The sequence below is a fragment of the Xanthomonas sp. JL1 genome, assembly GCF_038405005.1.
This window is the reverse complement of the sequence record NZ_JBBYGR010000070.1, coordinates 23221-38502: the sequence shown is the minus strand read 5'-3', so window position 1 is coordinate 38502 and position 15282 is coordinate 23221. Positions and strand designations below refer to the sequence as shown.

Annotated in this window: 12 protein-coding genes and 1 pseudogene; 8 read left to right on the top strand and 5 right to left on the bottom strand. The window is 65.5% G+C overall.

The features are described 5' to 3' along the window. From WJW29_RS16035 to WJW29_RS16005, 7 genes and pseudogenes are all read left to right on the top strand, one after another. Window positions 1-392: pseudogene (locus WJW29_RS16035) on the top strand (IS630 family transposase); the annotation flags it as partial. 137 nt (window positions 393-529) lie between these two features. Beyond that, on the top strand, window positions 530-3385 hold the full coding sequence (locus WJW29_RS16030) for a DUF2339 domain-containing protein (RefSeq protein WP_041182226.1): 2856 nt from the start codon (window positions 530-532) through the stop codon (window positions 3383-3385). Further along, window positions 3382-4740, top strand: coding sequence for a DUF3999 domain-containing protein (locus WJW29_RS16025; RefSeq protein WP_011409146.1), 1359 nt, complete (start codon window positions 3382-3384; stop codon window positions 4738-4740). The genes WJW29_RS16030 and WJW29_RS16025 overlap by 4 nt, the downstream gene beginning before the upstream one ends. 333 nt (window positions 4741-5073) lie before the next feature. Further along, complete coding sequence (locus tag WJW29_RS16020; RefSeq protein ID WP_011259887.1) at window positions 5074-6249, top strand: phosphoglycerate kinase; 1176 nt, start codon at window positions 5074-5076, stop codon at window positions 6247-6249. After that, window positions 6246-6890: an HAD family hydrolase gene (locus WJW29_RS16015; RefSeq protein ID WP_011259886.1), complete on the top strand. Its 645-nt coding sequence runs from the start codon at window positions 6246-6248 to the stop codon at window positions 6888-6890. The genes WJW29_RS16020 and WJW29_RS16015 overlap by 4 nt, the downstream gene beginning before the upstream one ends. 256 nt (window positions 6891-7146) lie before the next feature. After that, window positions 7147-8613: a pyruvate kinase gene (gene pyk, locus WJW29_RS16010; protein ID WP_011409145.1), complete on the top strand. Its 1467-nt coding sequence runs from the start codon at window positions 7147-7149 to the stop codon at window positions 8611-8613. A 582-nt stretch (window positions 8614-9195) separates the two neighbouring features. Next, window positions 9196-10200 carry a class I fructose-bisphosphate aldolase gene (locus WJW29_RS16005; RefSeq protein ID WP_011259884.1) on the top strand — a complete coding sequence of 335 codons (1005 nt, stop codon included), beginning with the start codon at window positions 9196-9198 and terminating at the stop codon, window positions 10198-10200. A 201-nt stretch (window positions 10201-10401) separates the two neighbouring features. Here WJW29_RS16005 and WJW29_RS16000 read toward each other — a convergent pair whose 3' ends face one another. The 5 genes from WJW29_RS16000 to cobA all read right to left on the bottom strand — a co-directional run bounded on the left by WJW29_RS16000 (window position 10402) and on the right by cobA (window position 14124). Then, window positions 10402-10941, bottom strand: a complete 540-nt coding sequence (locus WJW29_RS16000; protein WP_041182225.1) for an O-acetyl-ADP-ribose deacetylase — start codon at window positions 10939-10941, stop codon at window positions 10402-10404. Between the two features lie 195 nt (window positions 10942-11136). Next, window positions 11137-11643, bottom strand: a complete 507-nt coding sequence (locus tag WJW29_RS15995) for an isoprenylcysteine carboxylmethyltransferase family protein (protein ID WP_011259882.1) — start codon at window positions 11641-11643, stop codon at window positions 11137-11139. 24 nt (window positions 11644-11667) lie between these two features. After that, entirely contained in the window at window positions 11668-11919 is a 252-nt protein-coding gene (locus WJW29_RS15990; protein ID WP_041182224.1) for a hypothetical protein, read from the bottom strand. 23 nt (window positions 11920-11942) lie between these two features. Next, entirely contained in the window at window positions 11943-12902 is a 960-nt protein-coding gene (gene cysK / locus WJW29_RS15985) for a cysteine synthase A (protein ID WP_011259881.1), read from the bottom strand. Between the two features lie 16 nt (window positions 12903-12918). Further along, a complete protein-coding gene (cobA, locus tag WJW29_RS15980) occupies window positions 12919-14124 on the bottom strand; it encodes a uroporphyrinogen-III C-methyltransferase (protein ID WP_011259880.1) in 1206 nt (401 codons plus the stop codon). A 168-nt stretch (window positions 14125-14292) separates the two neighbouring features. Here cobA and WJW29_RS15975 point away from each other — a divergent pair, with 168 nt between their 5' ends. Next, window positions 14293-15276 carry a LysR family transcriptional regulator gene (locus WJW29_RS15975; RefSeq protein WP_011259879.1) on the top strand — a complete coding sequence of 328 codons (984 nt, stop codon included), beginning with the start codon at window positions 14293-14295 and terminating at the stop codon, window positions 15274-15276. Window positions 15277-15282: the final 6 nt, after the last annotated feature.

Here is a 15282-nt window from a genome sequence, read left to right as displayed (position 1 = left end):
ACGACGTGCGCCATGGCACAACGCCCCTTTTTGCCGCGCTGGACGTCGCCAACGGCAGCGTCATCACCCAGTGCAAACCCCTGCACCGACATCAGGAGTTTCTCTCATTCCTGCGACATGTAGACGCGCAGGTGCCGCAGGATCTGGACGTGCATCTGATCTGCGACAACGACGCCACCCACAAGCAGGTCGAACGCTGGTTTGGCCTGATCACCCAACGGACGATCAGGCGCGGCTCCTTCGACTCGGTGGCCGATCTAAAGCGCAAGATCAACGCCTTCGTGGAGCACTACAATCAAAACCCGCGACCGTTCAAATCGACTGCGACCGCTGACTCGATCCTCGCCAAGATCGAACGGGTTTGCAAAGTTATCAACGGAACGCCACGCTAGGGCGCTCGGAATCACGCGTGCGGCTGCTGCGTGTCGACTCTTCAACCAACCGTCTGATCGAGAGGTCGGCTGCCCAGTCGTGGCCTGAAGCTGTATGGTTCGCGCATTCGGCTGGACGCCGGCTCGGGGTTGGTGCGTTGGAAACGATAATCGTGTTGGCGGCCCTGGTACTGATTGCCGTGCCTGTGGGTGTAGTGGTGGCGCTGGTGTGGATTGCCCGGTTGCGGCGGCGGGTGTCCTCGCTGGAGCAACGGCTTGCCCAGTGGCAGGCCGGCACTGCGGAGCGCGCGGATGCGCCAGCGTACGCGCAGGGCAGGACGTGGGAGCGGCCCGAGGTGGTGTCCGATCTCGACGCCGGGCTAGTTTCCCGTGCGGACGGCAATGTGCCAGTGTCCGGCACATCTGGCGCAGCTCAACGTGGCGAAAGCTGGCAGGTGGCTGCTGCTGCGGAGCAGAACGCGGTCGATGTGTCCGTGGTGCCGCCACCGTTGCCTGCGCAGACCCCTGCAACTGCGATAGCGCGCGATGGAACCGCGATGTCGGAAGTTCCCGGCCAGCACTCTCAGCCGGCGCAACCGCAACCAGCGCAACCGCAACCAGCGCAACCGCAACCTACACAGCCGCAGCCACCTCAACGACCTCAGATTCCGTCCGAGCCCTGCGTCATCGTGCGTGCAGCCAGCGCATTGAAGCGTTGGTTCACCGAAGGCAATGTACCGGTCAAGGTCGGCATGCTGGTCCTGTTGGCAGGGGTGGCATCGCTGCTGAAGTACGCCAGCGACCAGGGCTGGATGCGGATGCCGATCGAGCTGCGCTTGGCCGGCATCAGCGTTCTCGCATTGGTCGGTCTGGTGTTTGGTTGGAAGCAACGCGAGCAGCGACCGGGCTTTGCGTTGGCATTGCAGGGCGGCGCCATTGGCGGCTTGCTGTTGACGGTGTTCGCGGCCTTCAAGTTGTACGCGTTGCTGGATGCTGGACCTGCGCTGGGCATCAGCGTGGTGCTGATCGCGGGCATGTGCGTGTTGGCCGTGTTGCAGGATTCGCGCACGCTGGCGGTGCTGGGCGTGCTGGCCGGCTTCCTTGCGCCGATCGGGTTGTCCACCGGCAGCGGGAATCATGTCGGGCTGTTTACCTATTACGCGATACTCAACGCTGGCATCGTGGCGATTGCGTGGCTGCGTCCGTGGCGCGTGCTGAACCTGCTGGGGTTTGCGTTCACTTTCGGCATCGGCATTGTGTGGGGTGCGCTGCAATACACCCCGGCAAAATTCGCCACCACCGAGCCGTTCCTGTTGCTGTTCTTCGCCATGTACGTGGCGATCCCGGTATTGCATGCGCGCCGCGGCGACGGCAGTGCAGGCAAGGTCATCGATGGCAGCCTGTTGTTCGGGACACCGCTGGTGGCCTTCGCGTTGCAGGCAGGCCTGCTTGAGGGCGATCAGCTGCCGCTCGCGTTGTGCGCGGTGGTGGTGGCCGCGGTGTATGCAGGCCTGGCAAGCTGGTTGTTGCGCCGGGCTCCCACGCGCTTGCTGGGCCAGGCGCACGCGATGCTGGCGGTCGGCTTCGCCACCCTGGCGATTCCGCTGGCATTGTCGGCACGTGCCACTGCGAGCGTGTTCGCGCTGGAAGGCGTCGGCCTGTTGTGGCTGGGCTTACGCCAGCAACGGCGGATCCCTCAGATCAGCGGCGTGGCGCTGCAGTTGCTCGCGGCGGTAGGTGTCGCCTTCGGTGTGGATGCCTGGCGCTACGACGCGGTAGCGGTGGCCAACGCGACCTGCATGAGCACGTTGCTGATCGCGCTTTCTGGCTGGGTGAGCGCCTGGTTCCTGCGCGATGCAGGGCATCCACGGTGTGCGCTGGTGGCGTATCTGTGGGGGCTGGGCTGGTCGACGTTCTGCGGTGTGCACGAGATCCTGCGCTTTGCCGATCTGTGCAGCGAACCAGATCTGCTGCTGGGCTTTGTCGCACTCAGCCTGTGGCTGGCTGCAGAAGTGCATCGCCGGCGTCCCGCAACGGCGTTGGTGTGGACGGTGATGTCGGGTCTGGTGCTGGCAGCGCCATTGGCACTGTGGCAGGGCCAAGCGCATACCCAGCCGTTCGCGCATTGGGGCGCGCTGGCGTGGGGTGTGTTTGCGGTGGCGGGCGCACGAGCGCTGTGGTGCCTGCGTACGCAGCAAGGCGCTGGCGCGATGGCGGCGCAGTTCATCTGGTGGCTGCTGTGGCCATTGGTGGTGGCGTTGGGTGCAGCCTGGTGGGCCGATGCGTTCTTGCTGGCGAATGGCTGGCGTTGTGCCTTGCTGGCGGCGCCTTGGCTGGTCGTGGCGAGCCTGGGATTATTGCGTTGGCCCTGGCTGGCATGGCCGCAGGGCGCCAGCTTCGATCCTGCACGCAACGCGTTGCTGAGTTGCGTGTTCGCGGTGCTGGGCATCGGCTGGCTATTGGTGTTGCTGGACCCGGTGAGCGCGGCACCGTTGCCGTGGTTGCCGCTGCTGAATCCGGCCGAGCTGGCGCAACTGGCGGTGCTGGCCTTGCTCGCGCGCTGGGCCTGGTCGGTACCGGCGCCGGCATTGCTGCAGCGTTGGCGCGTGACCGCGCTTGGTGTGCTCGGCTGGGCATTGATCACCGGCAGCACCTTCCACAGCGTGCATCACTGGGGCGGCGTGCCGTGGGATTCTGCGTTGATCGGCGCCACCTTGTCGCAGACCAGCCTCACCATCGTGTGGAGCGTGCTGGGCGTGCTGGGCTGGGTGATCGGCTCGCGTCGCGGGCAGCGTGGGTTGTGGCTGGGCGGCGCGTTGCTCATGGGTCTGGTGCTGGCGAAGCTGGTGTTGGTCGACCGCCAGCATCTGGGCAACTTGCTCGGCATCGGCTCGTTCATGGCCTATGGTCTGTTGTGCACCGTAGTGGGTTACCTGGCGCCGGCACCGCCGCGTCCGCTGGCGACAGAAGCGACTGCTGTCGAAGACGACGGCGTCGAAAAGGAGCAGGCATGAAATCGATGCGATGGGCGCTACTGGTGATGGTGCCGATGCTGGCGCATGCCGCTGATGTGCGGCAGGACTACCGCCAGCAGTGGCCGCTGCAGGTAACTGGCTCGGATGCCGGCATCTATCAGTTGACCTTGAACGCGGCGGTGTATCGCTCCGCGCACGACGCGGCGCTGCGCGATGTCACGGTGATCGATGCGCGTGGCGAAGAGCTGCCCGCCGCCTGGTTGCCCGCGGATGCAGCATCGGCGGCTGCGGCGCGCCGGCAGCGCCTCCCCCTCTTTGCGGTGCCGGCCGGTGCGGCGCCGGCCAATGGCGATCTGCAACTGATCGCCGAGCGCGATGCCAGCGGTGCGGTACGTCGTCTCGAAGGCCGCGTTGTGACCGGGGCTGCCGCCGCTGCAGGCAACGGTGGGAGCTGGTTGATCGATGCCAGCGCATTGCGCGATCGCCCGCGTGCCCTGCTGCTGGATTGGGACGGCGACATGCCGGTGCAGGCTCAGTTGCGCGTGGAAGGCAGCGACGATCTGCGCGACTGGCGCGTGCTTGCTTCAGACGCTACGGTGATGGCGCTGGACAATCAGACGCGGCGATTGCAGCAGCGCCGGATCGCACTCGATGAGGGCGCGCGTTATCTGCGCCTGGTGCCGGTGTCGGGCCAGTTGCCGGCGTTGCGCGTGGTCGAGGCGGAGCTGGAGGGCATCACCGCGCCCGCACCGCTGCAGTGGCTTGAATTGCCAGGCACCGCGAAAGATGCAGCGGTGGTGTATGCCCTGCCGGGACGCTTTCCGATCACTCGGCTCGATGTCGGTGGCAGTCAGGCCGAGGCCGTCGAGTGGATCGTGGCAAGTCGTGATGCCGATGATGCGCCATGGGTACAGCGTGCCGGCCCCTGGTTGGCGTATCGGCTGGGCAAGGGGGCGGCCGCCGCGTCGCCGCCGCAACTTCTGTCTGCCCCAGTGCGCGATCGCCAATGGCGGCTGGTCGCTGCGCAAGGGCGCAGCACTGCGGTGCCGAGCTTGCGCGTGGGGTATCAGCCCGAGCGGCTTATGTTTCTCGCTCAGGGCCAGCCGCCGTATGCGCTGGTCGCCGGCAGTGCGCGTGCGCACCGCGGCGACGCACCGCTGGCCTCGATGCTGCAGGCACTGCGGCGCGAACGCGGCGCGCAGTGGCAACCGGCGCAGGCCAACGTCGCTGCGCAGGCACAGCCGCTGGCGGGCGAGGCCGCGCTGCGACCGGCCGCCACGCCGCGTGACTGGAAACGTTGGCTGCTGTGGGGCCTGTTGGTCGGTGGTGCCTTGCTGGTCAGTGGTTTCGCGGTGAGTCTGCTGCGCAGTGCATCGGCCAATCGCAACGGCTAAGCGCACCCGCGTCGCGCGGCGGTTTGCCGCTGCGGCGCGAAGGTCGGACAATAGACGTCCCTCGTGACCCAGGCAGCCGTATTGCCCGTCGTGTTCGACCAAGCGTCCCCCGCGTTGCCAACCGGATTGGCGGCGTCACGCGTGGTGAGCCATCCGCGAACTACCCGACCCGCGTCACCGCGCAACGACATCACAATGGCTGACCACCGCCAGCTGCCATCGCAACCATTGGCCGTTACGGCGCAGCGCTCAGACGCTTGCCACGGCACGCATGCTGCGTCTTCTGCATGACCAATTCCCCATCCCCCTCCCTAGACCGAACGAGCTGAGCCCATGTCCATTGTCCGCATGACCGACCTCGATCTCTCCGGCAAGCGCGTGCTGATCCGCCAGGATCTCAACGTGCCGATCGACAACGGCCAGATCACCTCCGAGCAGCGCATCACCGCCTCGGTGCCCACCATCAAGCTGGCGTTGGAAAAGGGCGCGGCCGTCATGGTCACCTCGCACCTGGGTCGCCCCAAGGAAGGCAGCTGGACCGAAGAAGATTCGCTGGCGCCGGTGGCCACGCGTCTGGCTGCGTTGCTGGGCGTGGACGTGCCGCTGGTCCGCGACTGGGTCGACGGCGTGGAGGTCGCACCGGGCCAGGTGGTGCTGCTGGAAAATTGCCGCATGAATGTCGGCGAGGGCAAGGACGACCAGACGCTGGCGCGCAAGTACGCCGCGTTGTGCGACGTGTTCGTGATGGATGCCTTCGGCACCGCGCACCGCGCGCAGGCCTCCACGCATGGCGTGATCCGCTTCGCGCCGGTCGCAGCAGGCGGCCCGCTGTTGATGGCCGAACTCGACGCACTGGCCAAGGCGCTGGACAACCCGGCCAAGCCGCTGCTGGCGATCGTGGCCGGCAGCAAGGTCTCCACCAAGCTGGAGCTGCTGTCCAACCTGGTCAACAAGGTCGACCAGCTGATCGTTGGCGGCGGCATCGCCAATACCTTCATCGCTGCAGCCGGACACCACGTGGGCAAGTCGTTGAACGAGCCGGACTTGATCCCGACCGCCAACCAGATCGTGGCCGACGCCAAGACGCGTGGCGCAGAAATTCCGCTGCCCACCGATGTGGTCGTTGCCAAGCAGTTCCTGCCCGACGCCGAGGCCAGCGTGAAGGCGTTGGATGCGGTCGATGCCGACGATCTGATCCTGGATATCGGCCCGCAAACCGCGCAGCGCTATGCCGAGCTGATCGCCAGCGCCGGCACGGTGGTGTGGAACGGGCCGGTCGGCGTGTTCGAATTCGAGTCCTTCAGCCACGGCACCGAAACCTTGGCGCGCGCGATCGCCAGCTCCAAGGCGTTTTCGATTGCCGGTGGTGGCGACACCTTGGCCGCAGTGGACAAGTACGACATCGCCAAGGACGTCACCTACATTTCCACTGGCGGCGGTGCATTCCTGGAGTTTCTGGAAGGCAAGACCTTGCCGGCTGTGGCCGCACTGCAGGCCCGCGGTCAGTGAGTGCAGCCACGCTGTTTTTCGATCTGGACGGCACGCTGGTCGATTCGGAGCCCGGCATCGTCGCCAGCATCGTGTATGCCTTCGACGAACTCGGGCAGCCGCGTCCATCTGCGCAGACCTTGCGCGCGTGGATCGGCCCGCCGTTGCGCGACAGCTTCGCCGAGTGTTTTGCAAACGATCCAGGGCGGGGGCAGCGTGCGCTCGGGCTCTACCGCGCGCGCTACGACGCGGTGGGCTGGACCGAGCTCAGCGTGTTCGACGGCATTGGCGAGGTGGTCGCCAGCCTGCAGCGCGCCGGTCATCGTCTGGCGGTGGTGACCTCGAAGAATGAGCGCTATGCGCGGCGCATCGTCGAGCATCTGCCATTTGGCGCTTGCTTCGAGGAGGTGATCGGTGCCAGCGAAGACGGCGAACGTCGCTTCAAGCCGGACCTCATTGCCGAAGCGCTGCGCCGTTTGCAGATCGAGAAAACTGGCTGCGTGATGATCGGCGACCGGCGCATGGATATTGATGGCGCCAATCACCACGGCATCCATAGCATCGGCGTGTTATGGGGCTTCGGCGACGAGGCTGAGTTGCGTGCCGCCGGTGCCGGTGCACTGGCACGCACCCCGGCTGACCTGGTGGCGTTGCTTCAGTGATGAACAGTGCGCGTCGGCCGTTGCGTTGGCTTGGTCGACGCCTGCAGCCGCGGTTCGCATCGCGCTGAACACTCTTCATCGCTGCCGGGTTAGGGTGGCGACCGCCCGCATTGCGTATGGCAGCGCGGGCGTAGGCGTACGTACTGTCCCGCACTGTCTGTAAGACATGCCGGAATCGGAGGATGGCTATGCCGCAATGCCATCCTTGGTGCGTGACGTGTGTGTTAATTTTCGCGGTTTTTATAGGGAGGCCATCATGAAAGAACGTCAACGCCGTACCAAAATTCTCGCCACCCTCGGACCGTCAACGGATGCGCCCGGTGTGCTGGATACGTTGTTCAAGGCGGGCGTCAACGTGGTGCGCCTCAACTTCAGCCACGGCGACCCGTCCGGGCAGGCCAAGCGTGCTGCCGAAGTGCGTGCCGCTGCGGCCCGCGTCGGCGCCGAAGTCGGCATCCTTGCCGACTTGCCGGGTCCGAAGATCCGCATCGAGCGTTTTGCCGAAGGCAAGATCAAGCTGACCATGGGCGATCGCTTCGACCTGGTGGCCGATGCCAATGCGCCGGCCGGCGACCAGCACCAGGTCGGCGTCAGCTACCTGGGCCTGCCGCAGGACGTGACTGCTGGCGACGTGCTGCTGCTCGACGATGGCCTGATGCAACTGCAGGTCACCGACGTGCAGGGCGCGCGCATCGTTACCACCGTGCTCAACGATGGCGTGTTGTCCGACCGCAAGGGCCTCAACAAGCAGGGCGGCGGCTTGTCGCTCGGCGCGTTGACCGAGCGCGACAAAGAGCTGATCGGTATCGTCGCCAAGATCGGCGTGGATTTCATCGCCGTGTCGTTCTGTCGCAATGCGCAGGACATGCAAGACGCCCGTCAGATCGCCAAGCAGCACGGCTGCGACGCGCAGCTGGTGTCGAAGATCGAGCGCACCGAAGCGATCGAAAACCTGGTCGAGATCGTCGAAGCCTCCGATGTGGTGATGGTGGCGCGTGGCGACCTGGGCGTTGAAATCGGCGATGCCGAATTGCCCGGGCTGCAGAAGAAGATCATTCGCGAATCGTTGGCGCAGAACAAAGTGGTGATCACCGCCACGCAGATGCTGCAGTCGATGGTCGAGAGCCCGATCCCGACCCGCGCCGAAGTGCTGGACGTGGCCAATGCGGTCATCGACGGCACCGATGCGGTGATGCTCTCGGCCGAAACCGCCGCCGGTGCCTATCCGGTGCGTGCGGTGGAAGCGATGGCGCGTATCTGCCTGGGTGCCGAGCACCAGTTCGAATTCGATACCGACTTCGAAGCGGCGCAGCGTAATCTGCAGCGCGCCGACCAGGCCATCGCGATGGCGACCATGTTCCTGTCCGAGCACATCGGTCTGGGCGGCGTGGTGGCGTTGACCGAATCCGGCGGTACCCCGCGCTTTCTGTCGCGCTTCCGCTCCAACATGCCGATCTATGCGTTCACCCGTCACGATGGCGCGCGTCGCCAGATGGCGATGATGCGTGGCGTGTTCCCGATCAACTTCGACAGCCGCGGCCTGACCCCGCGCGAAGCCGCACGTGCGGCGATCCGTCTGTTGGTGGAGAACGAGCGCATGGGCCCGGGCGACCGCGTGGTGTTTACCAGCGGCGAGCACATGGAAACGCACGGCGCCACCAACACGCTGCGTTTGCTGGAAGTGGGCGACGACGGCCGCGCTACCGGTCTGGGCGAGCTGTAACGTCCGTTGACCCCCTCCGGCGCACAGCCGAGCCGGAAGACGTGACACGCAGCGGCGACCCCAGGGTCGCCGTTGTGCTGTGTGGCGATGCCGGGGGCGGGGCGAGTGCTCTACCCGTGGCCGGATTGTTGGTCAGCGGCCGGATCCGGCGAATGCCCAGCCACGCAACATCGCCAACTTACTGCCGCAATGGCATCGAGATGGCGCGCTATGTGTGGCACAAGCTGAGGCCTGTTCGCGATGTGTCGCATGCCACATGCCACATGCGCAGTGCTACGCAGACGGCGAAGCGGCGAAGTGGCAAGAGCGCCCAACACACACGAATTCGAACCAACTCACGCATGGCTCTGTGCAACCGCGCCGTCGCACGTCGTCACAGCCACTTCTCACTGTGCTGCAGGCAACCAGCCACGCGCCATGCTCAGCTCTGCCGATTCCCGATTCCCGATTCCCGCGATGCGAGCAGCACCAGACATCCTGTCACGCGTATCACGTGTAATCGGTTGCAGACATTCCGTGAAGGAATGTCGACGAGTTTCGTCGCTATACTTTCGTTCTCCCCGCAGCTGCCACAGGAACTACATGAGCATCGAACAGCTTGCCGAAACCGCCCAGGCCATGGTCGCCCCGGGTAAGGGCATCATCGCCATCGACGAATCGACCAGCACGATCGCCAAGCGTTTTGCCAGCGTCGGCATCGAGAACATCGAAGAAAACCGTCGCGCCTACCGCGAACTGTTGCTGACCACGCCCAAGCTGAGCGACTACATCTCCGGCGCCATCTTGTTCGACGAGACCATCCGCCAGAAGACCAAGGATGGCGTGCCGTTCGCCGAGTACATGACCGCCCACGGCATCATTCCGGGCATCAAGGTCGACAAGGGCGCGCAGCCGCTGGCCGGCATGCCGGGCGAGCTGGTCACCGAAGGCCTGGACGGCCTGCGTGCACGTCTGGAGGAGTACTACACGCTGGGCGCGCGCTTCGCCAAGTGGCGTGCGGTGATCACCATCGGCGAAGACATCCCGTCCGGCACCTGCATCGAGGCCAACTCGCATGCGCTGGCGCGTTATGCCGCGTTGTGCCAGGAGCAGGGCCTGGTGCCGATGGTCGAGCCGGAAGTGATCATGGACGGCAGCCACGACATCGAAACCTGCTACGAAGTCACCGAAGCGACGCTGCGCTCGCTGTTCGGCGCACTGTATGAGCAGAACGTCGTGCTCGAAGGCACCATCCTGAAGGCATCGATGGTCATCTCCGGCAAGAGCTGCGAAGAGCAGGCCAGCATCGAAGAGGTGGCCGAGTCCACGGTAATGTGCCTGAAGTCGACCGTGCCGGCGATCCTGCCGGGTATCGTGTTCCTGTCCGGCGGCCAGACCGACGAGCAGTCCACTGCGCATCTCAATGAAATGCACCAGCTCGGCACTCTGCCGTGGCCGCTGAGCTTCTCCTACGGGCGTGCCATGCAGCAGGCTGCACTGAAGCTGTGGGCCAAGGACATGACCGTCAACTTCGCCAAGGCGCAGCAGGTCATTTACGAGCGCGCCAAGGAAAATGGCCTGGCCGCGCTGGGTAAGTGGAAGGGTTGATCGATTGATGACGGCTGCAAGGCCGTTGCATCGCTGAAAACGAAAACGCCGGCAGCGATGCCGGCGTTTTTGCGTGTGGCATCTATGCGTTGAGCAGGATGCAACGCGAATGCAAAGGGCGCCTTGCGGCGCCCTTTGCTTCAACACGATTCGCTTCAATTCAATCGGTCGATGCGACATCGCACCGACGCCCAGCAAGGGTCAGGCCGCGGCAGTTTCCTGCGTCGCCAACGCCTGCTGATAGGCCTTGTAGGTTGCCTCGTTGTAAGCTACCAACACGATGTGCTTGGGCACTTTGTGCGAGCGCTGCCAATCGCGTGTTTCGGTCACGGCAATACGGGCTGCCTGATGCAGCGGATAGCCGTAAATGCCGCAGCTGATCGCCGGGAACGCAATCGAGTGCAGCAACATCTGCTCGGCCAGCTTCAGCGACTGCCAATAGCAGTTGGCCAGCTGTTCCGGTTCGTTGTGCTTGCCGTCGCGCCACACCGGGCCGACGGTATGGAACACATGGCGTGCCTTCAGATTGAAACCGTCGGTGATGCGGATTTCGCCGGTGGGGCAACGCACGCCCGGCCGCACGTGCGGCAATGCCTTGCAGGCGTCGAGCAGACGTGGGCCAGCGGCACGGTGGATGGCGCCATCGACGCCGCCCCCGCCCAGGAGTGATTCGTTGGCGGCGTTGACGATGACATCGACGTCGAGTTCGGTGATGTCGCCTTGCCAGACTTCGATTCTCATGGCAAGATAATTATGCGAATTGCATGATGGGTGCGTGATGGGGAGCACGCTTCGGAACCCTCACGCTAGCGGCCATTCATTTCATCCGCTGCGACTGTCGCACGGGGTGGAATTTGCGCCGTTCGACGCCATCCAGCGCCTCTTCGGAGCGATCGGCTGCATCAATTGCCGCGCACATCTTGTGCGTGTCGTGCGTTACAACCAGCGGCGCACGCGCGCGTAATAGTCGCTGTAATGACGGCCGAATTCGGCCCGCAGACGCGCCTCTTCAAACGGAATGACATAGAGCTGCAGTGCGAGCCATGGCAGCGGCACCAGCGCGACGGCCCACAGCAGCCCAAGCTGCAGGCAGAGGCCAACGTAGCTGAGCACCAGCGCAAGGTACATCGGGTTGCGGGTGAAGCAATACGGACCATCCAGCACCAGACGCGAGGGATGGCCACTCGGCATGATGGTGGTACGCCGATGCGCAAACAGAACGAAGCAGCTCACCGCCAGCGCCAGGCCGAGACAGGCGATGCCGCCGCCAGCCAGTTCGATCCATGCAAGCGGCATGGGAGCGGGCAGAGGCAGCTCCAGCGCATCCTGCAACCACGCGCCCAGACCCAAGGCCAGCGCAAAATGGACCGGGGAGGTCATCTTCACCAGCCACGGCGCCCGCGAGGCAGGGGTGTCGCTGTGTCCATACGGCCGGTTGCTCACACATCTCTCCCTACATTGCGGCCGTTATCCTAACGTTTCCTTGACATCGGCGGGAGTGCAGGCGTTCTGGAGCCCCAAAAGCAGGGGGGACTTGCGCGCGGTTTTGCTCCGCACCTGCGCTGTCGCGCGTGCCTCGGTCATGCTGCGAAGCCGATAGCCGATAGCCGGAACGGTCTCGGATCCAAGGCCGCCGATTGCCCGCCACGATGCATCGCGTCGGGCGCACAGGCCCTGCGCATCTCGGTCGAAAAAAAACCGCGCATCGCGCGGCTTCATCCCTCGGCATCCACCGCGATGCGTCAGGGCAGCCCGGCCAGCCAATCGTCGTCGGAGCCTTCGTTGACGTCGGCAAACAGGGGCGTGGAGAAGTAGCGTTCGCCAGTGTCGGGCAGCATCGCCAGGATCACAGCGCCGGGCGTCGCGCCTTCTGCCACCTGCAGCGCGGTGGCGACGGTGGCACCGCCGGAAATGCCGGTGAAGATGCCTTCTTCGGCAGCCAGGCGCCGCGCGACGGTGATGGCGTCGGTGTCTTCCACGCTCAGTACTTCATGGGCGACATCGCGGTTGAGCACCTCGGGCACGAAGTCGGGGGTCCAGCCCTGAATCTTGTGCGGCTTCCAGTCCTGGCCCTGCAGCAAGGCGGCGCCCGCCGGCTCTGAGGCGGTGATGCGCACTTCCGGGCGCGCAACGCGCAGTATTTCGCCCACGCCGGTCAGCGTGCCGCCGGTCCCCCAGCCGGTGACGAAGTGGTCCAGCCGGTGGCCGGCGAAATCGCGCAGGATCTCGGCGGCGGTGGTGTTGCGGTGGTAAGCCGTGTTGGCCGGATTGGCGAACTGGCTGGCCAGAAACCAGCCGTGCTGTTCGGCCAGTTCCTTGGCCTTGCGCACCATGCCGCTGCCGCGCTCGGCAGCCGGGGTCAGGATGACCTTGGCGCCATAGGCACGCATCAGCTTGCGGCGCTCGATGGAGAAGGTTTCCACCATGGTGGCGACGAACTTGTAGCCGCGCGCTGCGGCCACCATGGCCAAGGCCACGCCGGTGTTGCCGGAGGTGGCTTCGACAATGGTGTCGCCAGGTTTGAGCAGGCCGCGCTGTTCGGCGTCGAGGATGATTGCCAGCGCCAGCCGGTCCTTGACAGAGCCGCCGGGATTGAACGATTCCACCTTGACGTACAAGCGCACGTTGTCCGGGGCGAGGCGTTGGAGTTTGACCACCGGGGTATGGCCGATGGTGTCGAGAATGTTGTCGTACAGGGCCATGGAGTCTCCGTCGGGATCAGGCTGCGTGGGCGAGTGTGGGCGTGTCGGGCGTTGCGAGAGGTGAGTGCGGCAGTAGTGGGGCGCTCAGCGGCGCGTTGCCGAACCAATGCAGCGTCTGCGCCAGCGCCGCCACTTCGCCCAGGATCAGCAATGCCGGTGCGGCGACGGCGTGCTGCCGGGCGATAGTGGCCAGGCTGGCGAGCGTGCCGGTGATCACGCGTTGCTGCGGGCGTGAGCCGTTTTCCACCAGCGCGAACGGGGTGGACGCGGCGCGCCCGGCCTGCAGCAGCCGCTGCTGGATGGCATCCAGACCGGCCACGCCCATGTAGAAGGCCAGCGTCTGGCGTTCCTGGCCGAGCGCGTGCCAGTCCAGCGTGTCCAGTGAATCCTTGCAGTGGGCAGTGATCAGTCGCAGCGATTGCGCGTGGTCGCGATGGGTGAGCGGGATGCCGGCATAGGCGGCGCAGGCGACGGCGGCGGTGATGCCGGGAATCACCTGGAAGCCGATGCCGTGCGCGCGCAGGAATTCCAGCTCTTCGCCGCCACGACCGAACACGAACGAATCGCCGCCCTTCAATCGCACCACGCGGTGGCCGGCGCGGGCATGTTCCAGCATCAGCGCGTGGATCTGTTCCTGCCGGGTGCTGTGGCCTTGCGCCGATTTGCCCACTGCGATGAGACGCGCGCCAGGCCGTGCCAGGCGCAGGATCTGCGGGCTGACCAGGCGGTCGTGCAGCACCACCTCGGCCTGACGCAGCGCACGCAGCGCGTGCCGGGTGAGCAGGCCGGGATCGCCGGGGCCGGCGCCGACCAGGCTGACGCTGCCAGGTGCCAGCGTGCCGATTGCGCTGCGCGGCGCGGGGGGGCGCACAGGAGCCGTTGCGGACGCGGCAGGCGCCGCATCGTGGGTGAGCAGCCGGCGGGCGTTTGCTGCATGGCGGATGGCGTCGTTGAGCGTTGCCGATTCGCTGGCGGCGATGGCGAGCCACACCGGTTGATCGGGCAGCGCCAGCCATGCCGTGTCGAAGCGCCCTTCCAGCCAGCGCAGTTGCCTGGACTGCGCCCAGCGCCGCAACTGCGCGGTGAGCTCGGGCGCGCCGACCAGCGGCAGCGCACCGGCCTGCAGCAACTGGGCGGTGGCGCGTTCGGCATCGGCACCGCCGCCGACCACCAGGACGGCACGGCCACGCAGGTCGGTAAGCAATGGGAACGCAGAGGCCACGGGAACGAAGGCATCCAGAAGGGAGGGTCAGACCGTAACGCCGGCTTAATAGCTGTCGGAAATGACTTCATACACCCTAAAAATAGCGTTCGGTTATAAGCTTGAACGGAGAACTGCTCTAAAGTCGAAGTCCTTGTAGCGCGTCGCGCCTTTTTTGGATATGAGCCCATGACGCTGACCCAACTTCGCTATCTGGTGGCCATCGCCGATGCCGAGCTGAACATCACGCTGGCCGCTGGACGCGTGCACGCGACCCAGCCCGGCCTGTCCAAGCAGCTCAAGCAGCTGGAGGACGAGCTGGGCTTTCTGTTGTTCGTGCGCAAGGGGCGCAGCCTGGATGGGGCAACGCCAGCCGGTGTGGAAGTGATCGAGCGTGCGCGTGCGGTGCTGTCGGAGGTCAACAATATCCGCACCTATGCGGCCAACCAGCGCCGCGAAAGCCAGGGCCAGCTGACCCTGACCACCACCCACACCCAGGCGCGCTTCGTGCTGCCGCCGGCAGTGGCGCAGATCAAGAACGCCTACCCGCAGGTCAGCGTGCATTTGCAACAGGCTGCCGAAAGTGCGGCGCTGGATCTGCTCGGCCAGGGCGATGCGGATATTGCCGTGGTCAGCACTGCCGGCGGCGAGCCGAGTGCCGGGATTGCAGTGCCGCTGTACCGCTGGCGGCGGCTGGTGGTGGTGCCGCGCGGGCATGCGTTGGATCACCCGCGCACGGCGCCGGAAATGCACGCGTTGTCCGAGCATCCGCTGATCAGCTACGACTCTTCCACGCGTCCGGGCTCATCGCTGCAGCGCGCGTTTGCGCAGATGGGTCTGGAGCCGAGCATCGCGTTGACCGCGCTGGACGCGGATCTCATCAAAACGTACGTACGTGCCGGGCTCGGCGTGGGCCTGGTGGCGGAGATGGCGGTCAATGCCTTCGACAAAGATCTACGCGCCTGGCCGGCGCCCGCACCGATTGCAGAGTGCATCGCCTGGGCGGTGCTGCCACGCGACCGCGTGCTGCGCGACTACGCATTGGACCTGGTGCATGTGCTCGCGCCGCAAATCGACAAGCGCGACCTGCGCCGCGTACTGGACGGCAATCAGGCGCCGAACTGGCCATTGCCGCCGACCTGGGAATCGCTGACCCAGACCATCACCAGCTGACTGGCC